Raw genomic sequence first — 20,593 nt, 5'->3', positions numbered from 1 at the left:
GCGTACTGATTACTGCAGGCGCCGCTTGATGAACCAACGGTTGTTGAGCGTAATACCCAATTGGCCCCGGATATAGTTTTCCTGGACGTTGCTGGTACCCGCGGCCCCATCAAGAACCTTGGTATTGCCCCGCACCCCGTACGTAAATGCGAGGCTAAAGGTGGTAGACTCCAACGGCGTAGCCGTGGGGAGCGGGAAAGCAAAGCCCCAGCTCACCGACCGGTCGTACAGCGTCTGGCCGCTGGCCTGGTAGGGCAGCTGCGCGAAGCTCACCCCCGCCCGATAGGTTACGCGCCGGAAATAGTGCTCGATCGAACCCGGGTCGGGCGTGAACTCGCCACCAAGGCCCAGGCGCATGGTGTTGCGCAGGGAGCCGCCCTTGTCGCCGAAGCTGGTGAACTTCGACCACTGCTGCTGCGAGGCATCCAGGTTAAGGCTCCAGTTTTTGTCGTTATCGAGGCTGATGCCTAGCTGAGACAGTGCGGGTACGTAGGTGCTGCCGCGCCCGTCGCGCAGCTGCGTGGGGGGCCCGACGAGGGCCCCGGCCAGGTCTTCCTGCTCCTGCGTAACCGTCTGCTGCCCGCTCAGGTTGTGGCCGAAGCTGTGCACGGCCGCCAGGCCCAGGCTCAGGTCTTTGCCGACCTTCTGCCGATAGTGGGCACCCGCCCGGAAAGCAAAATCTGAATAACGGGTCTGGGCGCGGTCCACCGACCGCACTAGGCTGGCAGTGCTGTTGGCAATCTGCACGAGGGTGCTGGTGGTTTCGTCAGTCACCCCGAATATGTAGGAAGCGGTGAAGCCCACGGTAAAGGCTTTGGTAAGGTGGTACCCTTGGCCAAAATAGGCCTCCGAGACGCCACCAGTGCCTTTGTACTGCTTCAACACCTGGGTTAGGGTCGGCGCACCGGCCACATCCTGGATGGAATTCGACTCGTAGTCCACGGCGCTGAGGGGCTTTAAGCCGACAGCCGCGCCCCACTTGCTACTCAACGGCACCGACATAGCCAGATAGCCCAGCGTAGCGTTGCCGCTCCGGCTCGATGAGCTGGCATTTTTTACCGTTTTGTATTGGCCGTTGTACCCCGCCTCGAACGTCGTGCGGTTAGTGTAGTACAGCAGCGCCGGATTCAGCTCGTTCACGTTGACGGCGTTGGGCGCGGCCAGCCCCACTCCGCCCATGCCCTGCTGGCGGACGCCGCCAACGTTGGGGTTGAACTCTCCCAGGCCGATGCGCGAATACGGTGAGTTGCCCAACCCTTGCGCTTGCGCGCCACCAGCTAACAACCCCGCCACGCCCATCAGCACCAGGCGCTTCATCTCTTTATTTGACAACATGGTAAGCTAAAATCCGATTAAGGCCGAGCAGCACCAGCTCAGGCACAACAAAGATACGAGCCGGGAGCCGGGCCGCTAGAAAAGCGGCGTCGCCTCCCGTCAGCAACACCCCGAGGCCGGGGTAGCGCTGCTGGTACTGGGAGATGAAGCCCCCGATTTCGGCCACGGTGCCATTCACCACGCCGCTCAGCAGGCTTCCCGTAGTGGAGTCACCAGTGAGCGGAATCGTTGCATCAGCGGCCGGCAGCTCCAGCAGCGGCAGCCGCCCCGTGAAAGTGTGGAGCGCACGCAGCCGCATGCTTAAGCCGGGCCCGATGCTGCCGCCGTGGTACGTGCCGTCGGCCGTTACCAGGTCGCACTTCAGGGCCGTGCCGGCATCCACGATGAGCGTGGCCTGCCCAGGCCGGAGCCCGGCCGCGCCCACGGCGGCAGCCAGCCGGTCGGCGCCCAACGTGTGGGGCGTGGCATAGCCATTGCGCAAGGGAATAGCCGTGGTGGCGGGCGAGAAAGTCAGGATTTCGCCCGCCACTAACTCGCGCAGCTCCTCGGCTCGCAACGCGGCTTCCTCCGCTACCGAAGCCACGATGACGTGCTCCGGCTGCCAGCGCCGAACCACTTCCCGGACCTGGGCCGCCGAAAGGCCCGCCGCCGCTTCGCGCAGCGCCGGGCCCTCGAAGCACCCGGCTTTCACTGCGGTATTACCAATGTCGAGGGCAAGGGTGCGCAACAGACTAACCGGGGGCCGCTACTTACAGAAAGTACTTCAAGCGGATAACTTCCTGCTCGGTCAGGAAACGCCACTTCCCGCGGGGCAAATCCTTCTTGGTCAGGCCGGCGTACTGCACGCGGTCGAGGGCCACCACTTCGTAGCCGAGGTGCTCGAAGATGCGGCGGACGATGCGGTTGCGGCCGATGTGAATCTCGATGCCCACGAAATGCGCGTTGCCGGCCACAACGGCCACGTCATCGACGACGGCTTTGCCATCTTCCAGCTCCACGCCTTCGGCAATTTTACGCAGGTCTTCCTCCGACAGGGGCTGGCTTAGCTCGACCTGGTAGATCTTCTTGTTCCGGTGCGAGGGGTGCGAAAGCTTCTGGGCTACTTCGCCATCGTTGGTGAAAAGCAGCAAGCCCGTCGTGTTCCGGTCGAGCCGGCCCACGGGGAAAATTCTTTCCTTCGAGGCGCCGGCCACCAAGTCCATCACCGTGCGCCGGCCTTCGGGGTCTTCGGTCGTCGTGATAAAATCCTTGGGCTTATTCAGCAGCACGTACACTGCCTTCTCGCGGTTGAGGTTGGTCTTGCCGTACTGCACCGTGTCGGTAGGCTGCACTTTGTAGCCCATCTCCGTCACTACTTCGCCGTTCACCCGAATCTCACCGGCGGCAATCAGGGCGTCGGCCTCCCGGCGCGAGCAGATGCCCGCGTTGGCGATGTAACGGTTCAGGCGCAGCTCGTCGGTCCCGAAGTCTGCTTCTTCGCTGCGCCGACGCTTGTTGCCCCGGGTTTTGTCGTTTTCGTAGTGCTTGAGGTTTTTGTAGTCGGGCGCTTCACCGGGCCGCTCGCCGTAGCGGGGCTTGTCGGCGCGGTTTTCCTGTACGGCCGGCCGGCCGGCGCGGGGCCGGTCGGCGCTGGCCCCGTAGCCGGTACCGGAACGACGCACGCCGCGCTCCTGGGCTTTCAGGGCTTCGCGGCGCTCGGCAAAGCTGCCCGGGGCGGGCGTCCACCGCTCGCCGGCCCCACGCTTCTCGTAGCCACCGGGGCGCTCGCTGGTGCTGCGGCTGGCGCCAAAGCCTGCCCCGGCGGCATGGGTAGCGTTCTCGCGGCGGCCAAATGCGCCAGGCGTGAATTTCCGGCCAAACGCGGCCTCATCGCCGCGCCGCTCGGCATCGGCGCCGCGCTCGCCGACGAAGTCGCGCCGCCCGGCACGCTCCTCCCGGGGCTGCGGCGGGGTGGCTTCGAAAGGCCGGGCCGACCGGATGGGTCGGTTGGGCCCCCGCTCCTCGGAGCGCGAAAAATCGTCCGGCTCGCGGGGCGTGCTCCGGCCAAAGCTGCCCCTGGGGCGGGGGGCGCTGGGCTCGGACTGCTCGTAAGGATTCTGCTTCTGGAACTTGCGGTTGCGCTCGCCGGGCAAGCCCCGGGGCACGGCCTTTTCGCCTGGGCGGCGATAAGGCTGACCACTCCAGTTTTCCTTGGGCTGATACAAACGAACAGGCCGGGCCTCGGGCGAAGCCGGGGGGCGCTGCTCGCCGCGGTCATCCCAAAACCCGCCGCGCTCCGGGCGCTCGGGACGGCGGCCGTAGCTGGTACCGCTGCGTTGCTCCTTGTCCGGGCGGGGGCGGTCGCGGTCGTCGCGGGGGCGGAACCCGCCCTGCTCGCGCTGGCCGGACTCCTGGCCTCCGAAGCCCCGGTTACCAAAGCCGCCTTCGCGGTTGCCACCGCCAGAAGGGCGCCGTCCACCATCGCCAAAGCTGCGCCCGCCGCCGAAGGCCCCATTCGTGGCCGGGCGGCCAAAAGCCCCGTTGGTAGCGGGCCGCCCATTACCGGGCCGGGACGAGCCATACCCGCCCCGCTCGCGCTCACCACCCCGGCCACCCGGACCGCTGGAACCCGGCCGCTCGTTCCGGCCACTAAAGCCGCCCGGGCCGCCTGCGTTACGGCCGCCGCGACGGTCCGCTTTGTCTTCTGAAAAATGTTTCTTGCCCATGGGGGTAATAGTTGCTTGCCGTATCGCTACGGTATGATGAGAACGTGGTTTCAGGCTCGGCTTCTAGCTGCCACCCGGGTAAAGCACCCACTGGCTGAAACGAGCCCTTCGAGTTAAAAAGCAAAAGCCCGAACCTGCTGGCCGGCCGCCGCAGCGCCGGCCCCCAGATTCGGGCCTCGGCCAATCCGACAACTTAGTCGCGACGGGCCATTTTGGCCTCAATAGAATGTTGGGTGTGCGGCACCGCCCGCAAGCGCTCCTTCGGAATCAGCTTGCCCGTGCCGATGCACACGCCGTAAGTGCCGTTTTTGATGCGGACCTGCGCGTTTTCGAGCTGCTGGATGAATTTCATTTGACGCGAGGCCAACTGGTTCATGCTTTCCTTCTCGGCCGTATCGGCCCCGTCCTCCAACACCTTGGCGGAAGAAGCCGTGGTGTCGGTTCCCGATTCGTTGCTGCGGTTCAGGGTCTCCTTGATAAAGGACAACTCCTTGCGAGCCGCTGTCAGTTTTTCCTGAATAATCTGGTCGAACTCATTCAAGTCTTCCCGGGAATAGCGAATGTTGTCTTCGTTCATCGAAAGGGTATAAAAAAGGCTATTGAGAAAGTTTAGAAGATTGCTAAAAGCAGCAAACCGGCAACACAACGAAGCGGTAAATGGTTTAGCGGCGACTATGGTATTTGGTACTTTGATTTAAAGCTGTTGCACGCTTGATTTTACGGGTCCAAAGTTACGACCGGCGGTCCGGTTTTTCCTTCCGTACTAAAACCCGAGCATTTGGATGGCGGCCACGGCTGCTTCCACACCCTTATTGCCGTGCTTGCCGCCCGCCCGGTCCCAGGCTTGCTCTAAAGTATTGGTGGTCACCAACCCAAAAATAACGGGCTTATTGAATTTTAATCCAACCTGGGTAATGCCCTGCGCCACGGCGTGGCAGATGTAGTCGTCGTGCTTGGTTTCGCCCTTAATCACTACGCCCAGGCAAATCACGGCGTCCATCTCGTCGTGCTGGGCCAGAAACTGCGCGCCGAGCGTGAGCTCGAAGCTGCCCGGCACGGTGTTGCGGAAAATGTTGTCGGCGACGGCCCCGTGCTTCAGCAGGGTTTCGTAAGCTCCCGTACTCAGCACGTCGGTTATCTCGCGGTTCCACTCCGCCACGACCAGCCCGAAACGTTTCTCCCGGATGTCGATGAAAGTAGAAGCGTCGTACTCGCTCAGGTTTTGCAGAGAAGTAGCCATAGTATTCTTAAAAAGCAGTCATCCTGAACACTCCGGCGGCGCGGAATATTCAGGATGACAATGAGGGATTGGTTAGGTTTCTATTTCGCCCCTTCCAGTTTGGCTTTGAACTGGCGGGCCTCCGTCACTTCCTGGGCCGTGGGGTACTCGTTGATGATGCGGTCGTAGGCTTTGATGGCGCCGGGCACATCGTTGGCCAGCTCGCGGGCCGTCGCTTCCTTCATTAGGTAGCCGGGCGAGAAGTACTCGTTGGCGTTGTGGTCGGCCGCTTTGGCGTAGAGGTCGGCGGCTTCCTTGGGCCGATTCATCTCTAGCTGGGCATCGCCCATCAGCGCGTAGGCCCGGCTTTGCACGAGGTAGTCGTCCGAGCTAAAGTCTTCGAGGTAGTCGAGGGCCGCTTTATAGTCGCCTTTCTTGAGCGAAGCCACCCCGGCGTAGAAGTTAGCGAGGTTGCCGGCTTTGGTGTTGCCGTACTCATTGGCCACCGTAACCAGACCCGGAGCTTTGCCATCACCCTTAATTGCTTTGTTCAGCGAGTCGGCTTCCCAATGGTTCACGGCGCGGAACATGCTGGCCTGCGCTTTGGTGTCTTGCTGGTTGCGCCAGGAGTAGAAGCCGAAGCCGCCCACCACCGCCAGCACCACCAGCGCCAAAAGGCCCAGTAGCACGTTGCGGTTGTTGCGCACAAAATCTTCCGACTCGGCCAGACGGGCCGCCAGCGCGTCCGGGTCTTCCAGCAAGGGATTTTCGGCGGGCAGGTTTTCGGCGGGGGCCAGCGGGTCGGCCGACACGTTCTGAACGGGTTGCCCCTGGCGGGCCTGCTGGCTCTTGCCAGTGTAAGGAATCTTCGACATTAGGTTTTAAGAAGCGAGGAGCTAGAGGTTAGAATTGAGGGTAACTGCCGGGGCCTGCGTAAGGAGGTATCAAGCATGACTCCAGATAAAAATCCCGGCACCGCCCTGGCAACTCCTATCCCGTAGCTTCCAGAAGTTAATCGTGGATGTAGGGGTAGTCGTCCTGCACGTACACGTCCTTGTACAGCTCGTCGGGCGTGGGATAAGGCGACGTCTCGGCGAACTCGACCGCCTCGTTCACCTGGGCCTTAATGGTCTCATCGATGGCTTCGAGGTCAGCCTCCGTTGCCATGCCGTTGGTAAGGATGGTGTGGCGCACGCTTTCGATGGCGTCGCGGAGCCGGTAGTCTTCCAGCTCCTCCTTGGTGCGGTACTTGGCCGGGTCGCTCATCGAGTGGCCCTTGTAGCGGTAGGTTTTGAATTCAAGGAGCGTGGGGCCTTGGCCCGAGCGGGCCCGCTCGGCCGCGCGGGCCACAGCCTCGTGCACATCTTCTACGCGCATGCCGTTCACCGGCTCCGAGGGCATGTCATAGCTCAGGCCAATCTTGTAGAGGTCCGTTACGTTCGACGTCCGGGCCACCGAGGTGCCCATGGCGTAGCCGTTGTTCTCAATCACGAAAATAACCGGCAGCTTCCACAGCATGGCCATGTTGAAGGCTTCGTGCAAGGCTCCCTGACGCACCGCGCCGTCGCCCATGTAGCAAATGCAGAGCTTACCCGTTTTGTTGTACTTCTCGGCAAAGGCAATGCCGGCCCCCATGGGAACCTGCCCCCCCACGATGCCGTGGCCGCCCATGAAGCCCACCGACTTGTCGAACATGTGCATCGAGCCCCCCTTGCCTTTAGAGCAGCCGGTGGCCTTGGCAAACAGTTCCGCCATTACGGCATTGGGCGAAGTACCCAGCGCCAGCGGGTGGGCGTGGTCGCGGTAAGCTGTGATGTACTTGTCGCCTTCTTCCAGGGCGGAGACGGCTCCCGCTACGCAAGCCTCCTGGCCGATGTAGAGGTGGCAGAAGCCCTTAATCTTTTGCTGGCCGTATAGCTGGCCGGCCTTGTCCTCAAACTTGCGCATGAGCTGCATTTGCTCGTACCAGCGCAGGTAGGTTTCCTTCGGAAAGGTAGCCGGGGCATCGGCCTGTGTGGATAAGTCGGTGCCGGAGGCCGCCATGGTAGGGGCGTCGGTGCCGGGCAGCACGGGGTCGGGCTGGCCGCCGGTGGTTGCCGCTTTACCTTTCCCGCGGGCTCCGGAGCCGGTAATTTCCGCTGATTTGTTGGAAGCAGCTTTTACTTTCGTATCTGCCATAGCACGTTTAAGGAAAGATTAATTCGCGTTGGGAGGGCGAAATTACGTAAAACTGCTGGCAATACCGAACCTTATGACCCTTGACTCCCTGCAACTGCTTTTTTTTAAAAATTACGACGAAGCTTCCCTGCGCTTATCCCCCGGCCTTAATTGCTTCATCGGGGACAATGGCAGCGGAAAAACCAATCTGTTAGACGCGGTTCACTATTTGTCGCTTACCAAAAGCGCCATTACGGCTTCCGATGCCTTGTGCATCAAGCAAGGTGCTGATTTCTTTGTAGTTAAGGGCAATTTCTCGTCTGAAAAGATAGTTGGCCACGAAACCATTCAGGTGAGCTTGCGGCTGGGCCAGAAAAAGACCCTGACGCACAACAAGCAGCCCTATGAGCGGATGGCCGACCACATCGGTCGCTACCCCGCCGTGCTGATTTCGCCCTACGACACCGACCTTATTCGCCAAGGCAGCGAAGACCGCCGTCGGTACTTCGACAGCCTGATGGCCCAGCTCGACCACGAGTTTCTGGAACTGCTCATGGCCTATAATGCCCTGCTGCGCCAGCGCAACGCCGTGCTCAAACGGGGCGACCAGCCTACCCACGGCTTCGACCGTGACTATCTGTTAGCGCTCGACGAGCAGCTGGCACCCATTGGGCAGCAGCTCACCATTCTGCGGGAGGCTTTTCTGGGAGAGTACGTACCCATCTTCCAACGCCACTATCAGCAGCTGGCTGATGGCCGGGAACTAGTCACGCTTACTTACAAGAGCCAACTGCTGGGAGCTGATTTTGCCCGGTTACTACGGAACAACGAGCGGCGTGATTTTGCCTTGCAGCGCAGCACTACTGGCTCGCACCGCGACGATTTTGTTTTCCTGATGAATGAACTGCCGGTTAAGAGCCACGCCTCGCAAGGCCAGCAGAAGTCGTTTGCCATTGCCCTCAAGCTAGCGCAGTTCGAAATACTCGCCACCAAGCAGCAGCACAAACCGCTCCTGCTACTCGACGACATCTTCGACCGGCTCGACGACAAGCGCATCGCGCGCCTGCTTGAGCTAGTAGCCGACGAGACCTTCGGCCAGGTGTTCCTCACCGATACCAACCTGGAAAGAACCGATCAGGCATTGGCTCGGGTGGCGGCCCCCATTCTACGCTTTCGGGTGCAGGATGGCACGGTGACGCCGGTTTAGCAGGCCCGGATATTACCTTTGTGGTCCGGGAACAAGGTCGCATTTGTCCTTCCATACCGGTTATCTACTCCGTGAAAAAGCCCTCCTCCCCTTCCCGTACAGGCGACATCTCCCTCAAGGAAGGCCTCGAAGCTTTGGTGCGAACGTACCGGCTTCAAGGCAAGCTTAATGAGGTAACTGTGGTATCGAGCTGGGAACGGGTGATGGGCAAAGCCGTAGCGCTAAAAACCCAGGAGGTGTACGTTAATAAAGGGCGCCTCTTCGTCCGCCTCAGTTCGGCGCCGCTCAAGCACGAGCTGCTCATGGCTAAAACCCGGGTAGCCGAGCTCATCAATGCAGAGGTAGGGGAAACGGTGGTCACCGAGGTTATTTTCCTTTAAGCCGGAATTAGCTCTAGGGATAAGCGGGGTTTCTTTGCCTGCCAAATTTCTATCTGGGCTGGTGCACTATGTGTAGGCAGCCTTAAGATATTATTCTCATCTACCGTGTGCTCGAACGCCTGCCAGCACTACGTGTAGGCCGCAACCCTAGACGGGCTGCTTATGGGTTGGGGGAAGGCCCGGCAGGTAGAGCCGTATCTCCTTATTTGAAGCGTGGAGTAAGCATAGAGAGGAAGCCGGAAACGGTAGAACGGTAGGAGTCTCGATCGAAATCTGCCGCTACTCTCCTGGTATATTTCCCCAGCCGCCAACTATCCCACCCCCACCTATGCATAGTTGTGCATAGTCGCAGTGGAATCAGGAAAACAGTTTGCGCGCTGGTCGCTGTTCAACCATTTCAGTTTGGTAAAGGCTGATGCAGCTGGCCTATTCCCACTGAGTAAGTGGTCAGCTTCCCTTGTTGACAGACTCTTTAATGGGGCTCTTCAATCATTGAAGAAATTTGGGACTAACCATTGGGGCGAAAGCGCCCTCTCGTGCGATACAGTTTCGGCTTCCGAAAAAGCGTCTCATCCCTGCTTGCTTGTTCGGCACTCTACATCTAGTTGAACTCCCCTATCGGTCTTCCTCAGACTCGACTACTAGTCCGTTCGTTACAGGTAGCGCTTCTAAGTTCGCCTCGAACAAAAATGTTTCACGTGGAACATTTTTGTCACTTCGGACCATACACTTTTAGCAAAAGCTCATTGTAGGCCTCTAGAAGGGCGATGTACTTGGCTTGGAGGGCCAAAAGCTGCTTATATGGGTCAGAATCGGCTGTTTGAGGCGATGTTACACGTGGTGTAACAGGCTGTGTAACAGGTACGCGAGCAGGGGTTGTTACAAATGGCAGCGATGATTGTTGTACAGCTGTAAAGTCATTCGAGAAGTCATGATTGATAATGTCTCCTATTTTCTTTACGAAGTTGTAATCAATTGTTTCCTCTTTGAATTTACGGTATATCGTAGGACGTGTAATACCCAACTCCTCTACGATACGCGTGATGGAAATACCGCTGTTTTTGATAGCTTCCTGCAGGATTTCGCCTTGGTGTGGCATATTTAGGGTGTTGCGTAACGCTTATGCAAATATGTACGATTAAAGCCAGCTATACAAATTTGTTTTGGCAATAATATTACAAACACATTGTTTACACTGATAATTTACACGTAAAATTTACGTATCGTGTACGAGTAACAGTTGTATCAACAATGTATTGCGCATGAAAATATAACACCCCTGTAACGAATTATTTTGTCCTAATAATTATTTGGGGATGGGTCTGAATGCTGTTTAAAGTGGTCAACTCAAAAAATGAGTCTCCCCTTCACCTACTCTTAAGAAGATTACGCGCTCACGAAGGACCGGCGTAGCCTCTATCATGCCTCCCCCCATCTACTCCTAAGAAGATGTAGCGAAACTGAAACTGACGTGTGGCGGCGTCGCATGTCGGGGCTTAGCACCCTGTAACGCTTACTCGCACTGCTCCCTCCTCCGAGTGATGTTCGGCTTGCAGGCGCAGAACCTCCCAGCAATACGTCAGACCCACGTCAGTACCGTACTCATCCCGAACGGCCTTTTCTTCGCTCACACCTTACAAGGGGAAAGAGACCTATCAGGATAATCAGGCCTGTGCGCCTAGTGCAAAGCCCCCACTTGCAGCGCTCGGAAAGCTTGCCCGATGGCAGAATAAAACCCGGGTTATAGGTAGTTGCTACAGAGCTCAGCGGCCCGGCCCGATACTGAACCGCTCAGGCAACTCATCTTCGACCAATACTTAAAAGTTAGGTGCGCCCCTTTGGCTGGGGCACTTGCCGAAGCACACCTATCAGGATCGCACAAGGTCGCATATGTCACCGCTTGCGCAGTATTCAGATAAAAGCACGAAAAGAAGGTCGCCGGTGAGCAGGGTAGAATGCTGCTCCCTCTTTATGCTTCTCTTACCGGATAGCCTAAGGCAGGGACAGGCAACAGATTCGCCAATGGCACCAACGGAGCATTGTAGTCGGGCATGACACTTGTTCCATGCTGTAAGGAAGTAATCCAGCCACGGGCGTACCCCTACTTCCTGCAAGGCACGCTAATCCAAATCGAGATCGTGGAGCAGACGATCAGCTGTTTCTTCCCTATCGGGCTGGAGGCAGATAATGAGGTCGAATCATTACGCTGACGCCGAATGATTATAAAATTGGCCGAGCCCAGCTGTTGTCCCCTAAACGTCGGCCCGTTAGCCAGGGCCTTGTTGCGCGCGTACAGGCAAAAGCGGCCGGGCGCAGTTGTTGCTCGCTAGGGATTGAATCATTATGCTGGCGCCGAATGATAGGAAGTAACTTAGTCGCGCCAAATTCACCTTGACCCGATGCAAGGCGGGGTTCGGGTTATTTTTGCCGCGTACTATCACTGTTTACGACCCCCTATGAAAAAATTGCTGTTATTAGTATTGCTGCTGGCGTTAGGTGCTGGGGGATACTACTACTACCAAGTCCAGAACGGCCCGAAAGGGGCTCTGCTCGGGGCTGCCGCCGCCGTACAGGCTCACGACATGGCCGCGTTTGAAAAGTATGTAAACGTGAACAGCGTAACCACGCACCTGGTAGATGACGTGGCCCAGCAAGGTTCTTTTCTCACTTCACTCATGCCGGGCGGCAGCCTGATGATGAGCGGGGCTATGCGACTGCTGAAACCAACCCTGGCCAACGCCGCCCACCAGGAAGTGCAGCGCTACGTCGAAACAGGCTCGCTGGAAGCCGCTGCGGCAGCCGCTCCCAAGCGCCTCGTGAAGATTTCGCTCACCGGCTTGGCCGGTAAAATCGTGAGCCCGGAAAGTGAGTTTAAAGGCATCAAGTACATCCACGAAGAAGGGGAAAACGCCCTGATGGGTTTGGAGATAACCCAACCCAAATACGATACCACCATGGTGGTCGAGGTAAAGATGCGCCATCAGGGCGACCACTGGCAGATCGTCCAGATTACAAACAGCGGCGAGTTGCTGCGCGGCGTGGCGCGGTTGGAGAAGAAGCGCCTACTGAATTAGTAGCTCATGCCTACATCAGGCTAATGATGTTTAGTAAAACACGAAGCCCCAGCCGAATTGGCTGGGGCTTCGTGTTTACAGGCAGGCTACTTGATTAGTGAGGCTATTTGCGCCCGGAGAATAAGAAGTAAATAATGGAGCCCGCGACCGGGAAAATCCAGATGACTACGCCCCAGATAAACTTCTTAGTGAGGTCCCAATCCTGCTTTAAGAGGCTGACGACGGCAGCGAGAGCGAGAATGAGGTAAACCACACCAGCTATTGAGAGGCTGCCGTTGGCGTTATAACGACTGCACGACGCGGTGAGCAACAGTACAGGAAGTAGTAAAGCCGGGAAAGACAACCGGGAAACGAAGTGGCGAAGCGTCTGCATAGAAAAGAGTCGAAGGTGAAAGAATGATTTCTCCCCTTATTACGCAACGCTTTCTAGTATAGATTATACAAATTCATTATACTTCAATTAATTTACTGATAATCAGTTGTTTACTTGAAGAAAGAGGCTGATCTGCCGAATAAATTCAAGACCAGAAGCGGGCATGAACACCAACGTGAGCGCCACCCCATAGAGCGCACCGTAGAAGTGGGCATCGTGGTTGATGTTATCGCCCCGGCGCCGGCCCTGGTAATAGGAATATATCAGGTAGAGGAAGCCGAAGATGAAGCCGGGGATGCCTATTGGGATAAACATCAAGTAGATTTTGTTGAGCGGCGCGAATATCACCCCGGCAAAAAGCACCGAAGCTACCCCACCCGAAGCCCCCAGACTGCCGTACTCACGGTCGTCGCGGTGGCGGAAGTAGGTGGGAATATCGGAGACGACGATACCGCCTAAATACAGCAACAGAAAGCGCCAGATTCCCCCCGTTCCGCCGAATCCATCGATGCCAGGCGCACCGGTACCATTGCACAGCACTCCGAGCACGAGGCCCCCGAACGAGTAGAAGGCAATCATGTTGAAGATTAAGTGGCCCCAGTCGGCATGCAGGAAGCCCGAGGTGATGAAACGGTAAAACTGGCTCTGGTCGCGAGCCATGCGATAGGGCCGGAGTATCCATGATTCCATCAAGTCGTAGTTAGACCAGGCGTAGACGGAAATGGCCACGGTGAGGCCGACAAGAATGAGAATGGGGTTGAGCACGTACTAAGGAAAAAAGGTTTTGAATGTAGCCGTTAGTTGCTGGTTCGCTATTGAAGCAGTGTCGTAGTCCGTGTCAGCCCGTGTAACCTCCCGTGCTCCCTGCGGAGTCGTACCCGGTAGGGCGGGTCCTAGTTTCCTTCAGGCGTAAACCCCCAGCAGAGGGGAGCCAAACGACCAGCTACTGGTTTCTGCTGGTTAGATAACAACTCAAAACCGAAGCCTGGCTCCTCTGGCGAGCCACAACTAACCACTAGCTTTCCCGGTCCATGAGGTGGAGGGCGAGGTGGAGCAGGGGCTCCTTACGATCGGCGGGGGCGGCTACGCGCTCCAGATGCTGGAGGGCATCCTGAAAGTACGCATTGATGAGCGTCTCCGTTTGGGCACGAATTCCCAGATCGTCGTAGATGGCCCGCACGGCCTGCACCTTAGCGTCGGCATTGATGACGGGTTGACCGATGAACTGGCGCAGGATAGCTTGTTGCTGCGGGTTGGCCTGGGCTTGGGCGGTGAGCAGAAGAAAGGTTTTCTTATCCGAGACGATGTCGCCGCCTACTCGCTTACCGAAAGTGGCGGCGTCGCCGTACACATCGAGCAGGTCGTCGCGGAGCTGGAAGGCTAGGCCTATGTCGGTCCCGAACTGGCGAAGGTGCTCGGCCGCTTCATCCGAAGCGCCGGCGAGGCGGGCGCCGAGCTCGAGGCAAAAGCCGAGGAGAACCGCTGTTTTGAGGCGAATCATGTCCAGGTATTGGGCAATGCTCACCTGGGGCTCGGTCTCGAAGTTCATGTCCCACTGCTGGCCTTCGCAAACCTCGGCGGCGGTCTGGCTGAAGCGGCGGAGAATGGTCGGCAGCAGCGCGGGCGGCACGTCCAGGAACAGCTCGTAGGCCCGCACCAGCATTACGTCGCCACTCAGGATGGCCACGTTGGGATTCCACTTTTCATGCACCGTAGCCTGGCCTCGGCGCAGCGGGGCCTGGTCCATGAGGTCGTCGTGGAGCAGGGTGAAGTTGTGGAAGACTTCGGTAGCTACCGCGGGCTTGAGGATGGGGGCGAGCTCATCGGTGAAGAGGTGGGCACCGAGCAGGGTGAGCAGCGGCCGAATGCGCTTGCCGCCCAGGCCCATGATGTAGCGGATAGGAGCGTAAAGAGTATCGGGCTGCTCGCCGTAGCTGAGTTGCGCGAGGGCGGCCGTGATTTGAGCGGGGAAGTCAGCAGGGGTCATATTGCCTGCAAAGAACGGGGGCGTTTGTCAATGCGAGTGGGGCTAACTCAGCGACGCTTGCCCTTGTGGGCGCCTTTCGCCATGCCGCCGCTGCTATGGTCGCGGTAGCCGCGGGGAGAACCTCCGCGGGCCCGCTTCTCCTCGGCTTCGCGCTTTTTTACGAAGCTAGGGCGGTCGTCAACCAGCTCGAAGTCGATGGTGCGGTCGAGTAGGTTGGCGGATTTTACCACTACCTCCATCGGGTCGCCGAACTGGATGATGCGCTTGGTCCGGCGGCCCACGATGCGGTAGTTGTCCTTGTCGAGCTCGAACTCATCGCCGGGAATGTCGGAAAGGCGGACCATGCCCTCGCACTTGTTCTCCTCGATCTCGATGTACATGCCGCGCTCGGTGAGGCCCGAAACCACCCCCTTGAAGGTGTTGCCGATTTCATCCAGCATGAACTCCACCTGCTTGAACTTGATGCTGGCGCGCTCGGCATTGGCCGCGAGCTTTTCGCGGGCCGAGGAATGCTTACACTCCTCTTCCACGGGCTCGGCCGGCACGTTCTTGCCGCCGAGCAGGTAGTGCTCGAGCAGGCGGTGGGCCATCATATCAGGGTAGCGGCGGATGGGTGAGGTAAAGTGCGAGTAGTGGTCGAAGGCCAGCCCGAAGTGGCCCACCGGCTCGGTGGTGTAGATAGCCTTGGCCATGGTCCGAATGGCCAGGCCCTGGATGACGTTCTGCTCGGGCTTGCCCATCACGTCCGAGCTGAGGTTATTGAGCTCGGTGCTGATTTTTTTGGGATTGTCGAGCTTCAGCTTGTAGCCAAACTTCTGGGCGAAGAGGGCGAAGGTTTGCAGGCGCTCGGCCTCCGGCGCGTCGTGGGCGCGGTACACCATGGTGAAGCGCGGCTTGGTCTTTTTGAGGTTGAACACGAACTCGGCCACCTTGCGATTAGCTAGCAGCATGAACTCCTCAATCAGCTTGTGGGCATCCTTGCGCTCCTTCACGTACACGCCGAGGGGCTTGCCCTGCTCGTCGAGGCGGAACTTCACCTCCTGGGTTTCGAAGGTGATGGCACCTTGCTTGAACCGCTGGGCGCAGATTTTCTTGGCCATGTCGTTGAGGATATTTATCTCCTCTACGTAGTCGCCCTGCTTGGTTTCGATGCGTTCCTGGGCCTCCTCGTAGGAGAAGCGGCGGTCGGAGTGGATGATGGTTTTGCCGAACCACGACTCGTAGAGCTTGCCGTTCTCGTCGAGCTCAAATACGGCCGAGAAGGTCAGCTTGTCTTCGTGGGGGCGCAGCGAGCAGAGGCCGTTCGACAGGCGCTCGGGCAGCATGGGAATCACGCGGTCGACGAGGTAAACCGAGGTAGCGCGGTGCTTGCCCTCGCGCTCCAGCTCGGTGCCGGGGCGCACGTAGTGGGTAACGTCGGCGATGTGCACGCCCACTTCCCAGTGGCCATTGTCCAGCTTCTGAATGCTCAGGGCGTCGTCGAAGTCCTTGGCATCGGCCGGGTCGATGGTGAAGGTGGTGATGTTGCGGAAGTCGCGGCGGCGAGCAATTTCCTCCTCAGCAATCTCCTCACTGATGGCTTCCGACTCGGCCTCTACTTCCGCCGGAAACTCGAAGGGCAGGCCGAACTCGGCCATGATGGCGTTGATCTCGGCTTCGTGGCCGCCGGCAGCGCCGAAGTTGCGGATGATCTCGCCCACCGGCTGGCGGTGGCTGTCGTCCGGAAACTCGTTGATGCGCACCAGCACCTTGTCGCCGGTGCGGGCATCGTGCAGCAGATGCGGCGGCACGAACACGTCGAAGTACACCTTGCGGTTGTCGGGTTGCACGAAGCCCAGGCTGCCCTGCACCTGCAGCCGGCCCACAATCTCGGGGCGCTGGCGCTTGAGCACTTCCACCACGTCGCCCACCGGGCGGCCGTCGCGGGAGCTGCGCAGACGCACCCGCACCACGTCGCCCTGCAGGGCAAACTTGAGCTGGTCGGTGAAGACGCGGATGTCGTCGGCATTGCCAGTGCCCTCGGGCACCACGAAGGCGAAGTTGGGCGTGGCCAGATCAACCGTGCCAATCACCGTATTGGAAGGGCTGCGCTCGGGGCGGTCGTCGCCATCGACGTAGTCGAAGCCAGCCGAGCGGCGACGGTGCACAATGGGGTCGCGGCCGAATTGGTCCTGCACCGAAAGGTTGCGCGGGGGCTGCACGGGCGAAACCGCTTTTTTAGCCGATTTGCGGGCGTTAGACGGCAGCAAGGCCGTAGCGACAGCGTCTGGGTCAGCCAAGCGGTATTCGTCGTTCTGAAGCAGGGTAATCAGTCCTTGTTTCCGTAGCTGCTTGATGTGGGCAAAAATCTCCTCGCGCTGGCCCTTGGTGGTGACGCCGAGGCGGCGGGAAAGCTGGCGGTAAGCAAGAACCTTGGTGGGGTTGTCGGTGAAAGCGCGCAGCACCTGATCTTGGGTGATGGGCGCGGGTTCGGGCTTTTCGCGCTTGGCGCGGGGAGCCCGGGAATTTTCGGGGGTGTTCATGTGAAAAATAAGGCCGCCGAAAAGTTAATTGATCGCAGGCGGCGAGAGCGGAAAAATGAATGAGCTGACGGAGCGGGTCGCAGTTAAATAAAACGCGGGCTGGGCCGGTAAGTTATACCGGCGGCGCTCAGGCTTTACGGCCCGGCTCCCGGCCAGCGGTACGGGATGCTCGGCGAGAGTCGCTCAGAACTCAGCGAAGGCTACGCCCTGCTGGCGACGGCGGCCTCAATGTCGGTTAGGCGGTCCTTAGGAATGGCGGCCAGCAGGCTTTGGGTGTACTCGTGCCGGGGGTGGGCGTAAATCGCGGCCGCGGGGCCGCTCTCCACGATGCGGCCCTGGTGCATGACCAGCAGCCGGTCGCTCATAAACTGGGCCACCGACAAGTCGTGGGTGATGAAAAGATAGGTGATGCCGAACTCGCGCTTGAGGTCGTTGAGCAGGTTCAGCACCTGGGCCTGCACCGACACGTCGAGGGCCGAGACCGACTCGTCGCAGACAATCAACTTGGGTTGCAAAGCCAGGGCGCGGGCAATGCAGATGCGCTGCCGCTGCCCCCCGCTGAACTCGTGCGGGTAACGCTGGAAGTGCTCGTCGCGCAGCCCCACGGTACGCAGCAGCTCGAGCACCTTGGCCTTCTGCTCCTGCCGGGTGCCCCCGACCTTGTGTACCCGCATCGGCTCCCAGATAGCCTCGCCCACCGTCAGCATGGGATTGAGGGCGGCGTAGGGATCCTGAAAAACCAGTTGCAAATCGCGCCGCCGACGGCGCAAATCACCACCGGATAGCTTCGCCAAATCGGTCCCCTCGAACAGGATGCGGCCCGCCGTTGGTTCCGTGAGGCGGAGCAGTGCCCGCCCGAGGGTGGTCTTGCCACAGCCCGATTCGCCGACCAGGCCGATAGTCTCGCCCGGGTAGAGCGTGAAGCTGACGTCGTCCACGGCCCGCACGTAATCGGTAGCGCGGCGGAAAAACCCTTTCCGGAGCGGAAAGTGAACCTGCAGGTTTTGGACTTGCAGGAGGGCCTCACGGCACCCCTCCGGGACCGACCCCCTCTCCGGGGGTGAGGCAAGATGTTCCACGGGGAACGTTTTGGTAGTTTCAATTTTATCCCGTAACTGCTCCACTTGAGGCGATGCTTCCGTAAGGGCTTCACTTGGTAGCGGAACCACCGGGGCAGGTAGGGCAAAAAGTTGTCCGCTGGCGTCCTCCCGCATGAAATCAGCTACCACGGGCAGGCGTTTTTTGCCGACTGACAGGTGGGGGCGGCACGCTAACAGCCCTTTGGTATAGGGGTGCTGAGGGTTGGAAAAAATATCCAGCACCTTCCCCTGCTCTACCACCTTGCCCCGGTACATCACCAGGATGCGGTCGGCAATTTCGGCGACCACGCCGAGGTCGTGGGTGATGAACAGCACGGCCGTGTTGTGCTGACGGCGCAGGTCGTCGATCAGCTGAAGCATGCGCGCCTGCACGGTCACGTCGAGAGCGGTAGTGGGCTCGTCGGCAATGAGCAGGGCCGGGCGGCAGGCCATGGCCATGGCAATCATTACGCGCTGCTTCTGGCCGCCGCTGATTTCGTGCGGATAGCTACGGAAGATGCTTTCGGGGCGCGGGAGCTGGGCTTCGGCAAACAGCTCGAGGGTGCGCTGCTTGGCCGCCTTCTCCGTGCAGTTGGCGTGCAGGAGCAGGGCCTCGACTACCTGGCTGCCGCAGGTGTACACGGGGTTGAGCGAAGTCATTGGCTCCTGAAAAATCATTCCGATGTCGTTGCCGCGCACCTGGCGCAGGTCGTTGTCGGAAAGTTTCAGCAGGTTGGTTTCGCCGAGCTTTTCGGATTGGAAGATGGCTTGGCCGCCGACAATCCGGCCGGGCGGCATCGGAATCAGGCCGAGCAGGGCCAGAGAGGTAACGGACTTGCCCGACCCCGATTCGCCCACGATGGCTAGCGTTTCGCCCCGGCTCAGGGCAAACGACACGCCATCCACGGCCCGCACGTTGCCACGGTGGCTGGAAAACTCAATGGTGAGGTTGGAGACGGTAAGCAGCGGGTTGGGCACGGACGAAAATAGGGATAGAAAAGCGCTACGGGGCGTTCATTAGGCTAAACCATTGTTGGCCGCGACACGTGCGGTGATACCTGCTGGTAGTTTATCAGGTTAGATATTCCGGGCCGGCGAAACCAACTGCTCACCCTCATCGACTACCGGAGCCGCTGATTGGGATTGACGGAAAAAACGGCTCTGGTTAAGTAAAATCAGGAATACTCCAACGGAAATGGAAGCGTCGGCGACGTTAAAAATAGGAAACCCCGAGCTGTATTGGCCCCCAATAAGAGGCCAGGACTCAGGGAAATACCCTTGGTAAAGAGGCACGAAAATCATGTCGATAACCTGACCATAAAACCAGCGCATGGGTGAGCCCAAGGGCGCGTTGCCGTAGATGATGCCGTAAAACACCGAGTCAATCAGGTTGCCCACGGCACCTCCCAAAATCAAGGCCAGGCAAGCAATGTAGCCGGCCGGGATGCGCTGACGGCAAAGACGAATGATGTAGTAAACCAGGCCAGATACCGCCAATAAGCGAAAGCCGGTGAGCACCAGCTTGCCATAGGGAGCCGGCAGCTGCGCCCCGAAAGCCATGCCGGGATTCAGCGTGTAGTGCAGCTTGGCCCAGTGGCCCAGCAGCGGGATTTCGCCGTCTGTTCCCATCGGCATGTAGGTGTGCACCGCCCACTTCGAGAGCTGGTCGAGCACGATGACGAGCCCAGCCAGCAAGAAGAATTTAGTGGGAGAATACTGGCGGTTAGCGAGGCTTGGGTGCATAGATGAGAATGTGCCTACGGGCAGAGAGAGCAAACGAGACAGAACCGCTCAGCCTTCAGAACAGAAAGCCGGCTATAGAACGGCCGGGGCCTCAGTCTCCGAAGCAGGGCTGGGGCTGGTAGCAGCCGGTACTTGCTCCTTATGATTAAAAAAGCGGCCTTGATTAAGCAGAATAAGGGCGACGCCGATGAAAATAGAAGAATCAGCGATGTTAAAGATAGGCCAAAGCGACACGTACTTCCCCCCTACCAAGGGCCAGTTCTGGGGCAAAAAGCCTTCGTAGATGTCCACGTAAAGCATATCGATAACCTGGCCGTAGAACCAGCGCGTGGGCGAGCCGAAAGGTGCGTTGCCGTAAATAATGCCGTAGAACACCGAGTCAATCAGGTTGCCCACTGCGCCCCCCAAAATCAAGGCCAGGCAGGCAATGTAGCCACCAGCGGCCCGTTGGCGGCAGAGGCGAACAATGTAATAGCTCAGGCCAAATACCGCTAAAAGACGAAAAGCAGTGAGCACCAGCTTGCCGTAAGGGGCCGGCAGCTCGGCCCCGAAAGCCATGCCCGGGTTCAGCGTGTAGTGCAGCTTGGCCCAGTGGCCCAGCAGCGGAATTTCTCCCACCATGCCGGGCTGCATGTAGGTATGCACCGCCCACTTCGAGAGCTGGTCGAGGCCAATAATGAGCAAGGCCAGCAGGAAGAATTTAACGACGGATTGCTGACGGGTAGTGAGGGTTGGATGCATGCAGGCGGAGCCAAAAGTGGCAATAGCAGCGGCCTGGTTTATTACCGCAGTTTTGTACTTCTTATAACTGT

Annotated in this window: 18 protein-coding genes; 3 read left to right on the top strand and 15 right to left on the bottom strand. The window is 59.0% G+C overall.

All coding sequences use genetic code 11. The features are described 5' to 3' along the window. Window positions 1-9: 9 nt before the first annotated feature. From IC235_RS14935 to pdhA, 7 genes are all read right to left on the bottom strand, one after another. Window positions 10-1,335 carry an OmpP1/FadL family transporter gene (locus IC235_RS14935; protein WP_191005991.1) on the bottom strand — a complete coding sequence of 442 codons (1,326 nt, stop codon included), beginning with the start codon at window positions 1,333-1,335 and terminating at the stop codon, window positions 10-12. After that, a complete protein-coding gene (locus tag IC235_RS14930) occupies window positions 1,322-2,062 on the bottom strand; it encodes a type III pantothenate kinase (protein ID WP_191005990.1) in 741 nt (246 codons plus the stop codon). The genes IC235_RS14935 and IC235_RS14930 overlap by 14 nt, the downstream gene beginning before the upstream one ends. Before the next feature lie 22 nt (window positions 2,063-2,084). Next, window positions 2,085-4,040: a pseudouridine synthase gene (locus tag IC235_RS14925; RefSeq protein ID WP_223847327.1), complete on the bottom strand. Its 1,956-nt coding sequence runs from the start codon at window positions 4,038-4,040 to the stop codon at window positions 2,085-2,087. 193 nt (window positions 4,041-4,233) lie between these two features. Then, complete coding sequence (locus tag IC235_RS14920) at window positions 4,234-4,617, bottom strand: TraR/DksA family transcriptional regulator (RefSeq protein ID WP_191005989.1); 384 nt, start codon at window positions 4,615-4,617, stop codon at window positions 4,234-4,236. 186 nt (window positions 4,618-4,803) lie between these two features. Beyond that, window positions 4,804-5,280 carry a 6,7-dimethyl-8-ribityllumazine synthase gene (gene ribH, locus IC235_RS14915; protein WP_191005988.1) on the bottom strand — a complete coding sequence of 159 codons (477 nt, stop codon included), beginning with the start codon at window positions 5,278-5,280 and terminating at the stop codon, window positions 4,804-4,806. Window positions 5,281-5,360: 80 nt separating this feature from the next. After that, complete coding sequence (locus IC235_RS14910) at window positions 5,361-6,134, bottom strand: tetratricopeptide repeat protein (RefSeq protein ID WP_223847326.1); 774 nt, start codon at window positions 6,132-6,134, stop codon at window positions 5,361-5,363. A gap of 136 nt (window positions 6,135-6,270) precedes the next feature. Then, entirely contained in the window at window positions 6,271-7,302 is a 1,032-nt protein-coding gene (pdhA, locus tag IC235_RS14905; RefSeq protein ID WP_191006054.1) for a pyruvate dehydrogenase (acetyl-transferring) E1 component subunit alpha, read from the bottom strand. A 208-nt stretch (window positions 7,303-7,510) separates the two neighbouring features. On the opposite strand from pdhA, the gene recF reads away from it, so the two are divergent. Next, window positions 7,511-8,623 carry a DNA replication/repair protein RecF gene (recF, locus tag IC235_RS14900; protein WP_191005987.1) on the top strand — a complete coding sequence of 371 codons (1,113 nt, stop codon included), beginning with the start codon at window positions 7,511-7,513 and terminating at the stop codon, window positions 8,621-8,623. Between the two features lie 71 nt (window positions 8,624-8,694). Further along, complete coding sequence (locus tag IC235_RS14895; RefSeq protein ID WP_317173589.1) at window positions 8,695-9,003, top strand: DUF721 domain-containing protein; 309 nt, start codon at window positions 8,695-8,697, stop codon at window positions 9,001-9,003. Window positions 9,004-9,715: 712 nt separating this feature from the next. Here the strand turns inward: IC235_RS14895 and IC235_RS14890 are convergent. Beyond that, entirely contained in the window at window positions 9,716-10,102 is a 387-nt protein-coding gene (locus IC235_RS14890) for a helix-turn-helix domain-containing protein (protein WP_191005986.1), read from the bottom strand. Between the two features lie 1,357 nt (window positions 10,103-11,459). On the opposite strand from IC235_RS14890, the gene IC235_RS14885 reads away from it, so the two are divergent. Then, window positions 11,460-12,077 carry a hypothetical protein gene (locus IC235_RS14885; RefSeq protein ID WP_191005985.1) on the top strand — a complete coding sequence of 206 codons (618 nt, stop codon included), beginning with the start codon at window positions 11,460-11,462 and terminating at the stop codon, window positions 12,075-12,077. A gap of 103 nt (window positions 12,078-12,180) precedes the next feature. On the opposite strand, the gene IC235_RS14880 is transcribed toward IC235_RS14885, so the two are convergent. From IC235_RS14880 to IC235_RS14850, 7 genes are all read right to left on the bottom strand, one after another. Further along, window positions 12,181-12,450, bottom strand: coding sequence for a PLD nuclease N-terminal domain-containing protein (locus tag IC235_RS14880; protein ID WP_191005984.1), 270 nt, complete (start codon window positions 12,448-12,450; stop codon window positions 12,181-12,183). A 102-nt stretch (window positions 12,451-12,552) separates the two neighbouring features. Beyond that, the gene (locus tag IC235_RS14875; protein ID WP_317173588.1) at window positions 12,553-13,215 is read right to left on the bottom strand and encodes a rhomboid family intramembrane serine protease; all 663 of its coding nucleotides are present in this window, start codon (window positions 13,213-13,215) and stop codon (window positions 12,553-12,555) included. 250 nt (window positions 13,216-13,465) lie between these two features. Next, window positions 13,466-14,437: a polyprenyl synthetase family protein gene (locus tag IC235_RS14870; RefSeq protein WP_191005983.1), complete on the bottom strand. Its 972-nt coding sequence runs from the start codon at window positions 14,435-14,437 to the stop codon at window positions 13,466-13,468. A 47-nt stretch (window positions 14,438-14,484) separates the two neighbouring features. After that, window positions 14,485-16,959 carry a ribonuclease R gene (gene rnr / locus IC235_RS14865; protein WP_191005982.1) on the bottom strand — a complete coding sequence of 825 codons (2,475 nt, stop codon included), beginning with the start codon at window positions 16,957-16,959 and terminating at the stop codon, window positions 14,485-14,487. Between the two features lie 200 nt (window positions 16,960-17,159). After that, on the bottom strand, window positions 17,160-19,016 hold the full coding sequence (locus IC235_RS14860) for an ABC transporter ATP-binding protein (RefSeq protein ID WP_317173587.1): 1,857 nt from the start codon (window positions 19,014-19,016) through the stop codon (window positions 17,160-17,162). A 99-nt stretch (window positions 19,017-19,115) separates the two neighbouring features. Then, window positions 19,116-19,781 carry a lipoprotein signal peptidase gene (locus IC235_RS14855; RefSeq protein ID WP_191005981.1) on the bottom strand — a complete coding sequence of 222 codons (666 nt, stop codon included), beginning with the start codon at window positions 19,779-19,781 and terminating at the stop codon, window positions 19,116-19,118. 72 nt (window positions 19,782-19,853) lie between these two features. Then, window positions 19,854-20,522, bottom strand: coding sequence for a lipoprotein signal peptidase (locus IC235_RS14850; protein ID WP_191005980.1), 669 nt, complete (start codon window positions 20,520-20,522; stop codon window positions 19,854-19,856). Window positions 20,523-20,593: the final 71 nt, after the last annotated feature.

This window comes from Hymenobacter montanus, assembly GCF_014699115.1.
In the GTDB taxonomy this organism is placed as follows: Bacteria; Bacteroidota; Bacteroidia; order Cytophagales; family Hymenobacteraceae; genus Hymenobacter; species Hymenobacter montanus.
This window is presented reverse-complemented; position numbering and strand designations above follow the sequence as displayed.

What these genes read in the sequence shown, in the direction of transcription:
- IC235_RS14850 (WP_191005980.1), bottom strand. Translation starts at nt 20,522, where the DNA reads ATGCATCCAACCCTCACTACCCGTCAGCAATCCGTCGTTAAATTCTTC.
- IC235_RS14885 (WP_191005985.1), top strand. Translation starts at nt 11,460, where the DNA reads ATGAAAAAATTGCTGTTATTAGTATTGCTGCTGGCGTTAGGTGCTGGG.
- IC235_RS14935 (WP_191005991.1), bottom strand. Translation starts at nt 1,335, where the DNA reads ATGTTGTCAAATAAAGAGATGAAGCGCCTGGTGCTGATGGGCGTGGCG.
- IC235_RS14910 (WP_223847326.1), bottom strand. Translation starts at nt 6,134, where the DNA reads ATGTCGAAGATTCCTTACACTGGCAAGAGCCAGCAGGCCCGCCAGGGG.
- IC235_RS14855 (WP_191005981.1), bottom strand. Translation starts at nt 19,781, where the DNA reads ATGCACCCAAGCCTCGCTAACCGCCAGTATTCTCCCACTAAATTCTTC.
- pdhA (WP_191006054.1), bottom strand. Translation starts at nt 7,302, where the DNA reads ATGGCGGCCTCCGGCACCGACTTATCCACACAGGCCGATGCCCCGGCT.
- IC235_RS14870 (WP_191005983.1), bottom strand. Translation starts at nt 14,437, where the DNA reads ATGACCCCTGCTGACTTCCCCGCTCAAATCACGGCCGCCCTCGCGCAA.
- IC235_RS14880 (WP_191005984.1), bottom strand. Translation starts at nt 12,450, where the DNA reads ATGCAGACGCTTCGCCACTTCGTTTCCCGGTTGTCTTTCCCGGCTTTA.
- IC235_RS14920 (WP_191005989.1), bottom strand. Translation starts at nt 4,617, where the DNA reads ATGAACGAAGACAACATTCGCTATTCCCGGGAAGACTTGAATGAGTTC.
- recF (WP_191005987.1), top strand. Translation starts at nt 7,511, where the DNA reads ATGACCCTTGACTCCCTGCAACTGCTTTTTTTTAAAAATTACGACGAA.
- rnr (WP_191005982.1), bottom strand. Translation starts at nt 16,959, where the DNA reads ATGAACACCCCCGAAAATTCCCGGGCTCCCCGCGCCAAGCGCGAAAAG.
- ribH (WP_191005988.1), bottom strand. Translation starts at nt 5,280, where the DNA reads ATGGCTACTTCTCTGCAAAACCTGAGCGAGTACGACGCTTCTACTTTC.
- IC235_RS14890 (WP_191005986.1), bottom strand. Translation starts at nt 10,102, where the DNA reads ATGCCACACCAAGGCGAAATCCTGCAGGAAGCTATCAAAAACAGCGGT.
- IC235_RS14925 (WP_223847327.1), bottom strand. Translation starts at nt 4,040, where the DNA reads ATGGGCAAGAAACATTTTTCAGAAGACAAAGCGGACCGTCGCGGCGGC.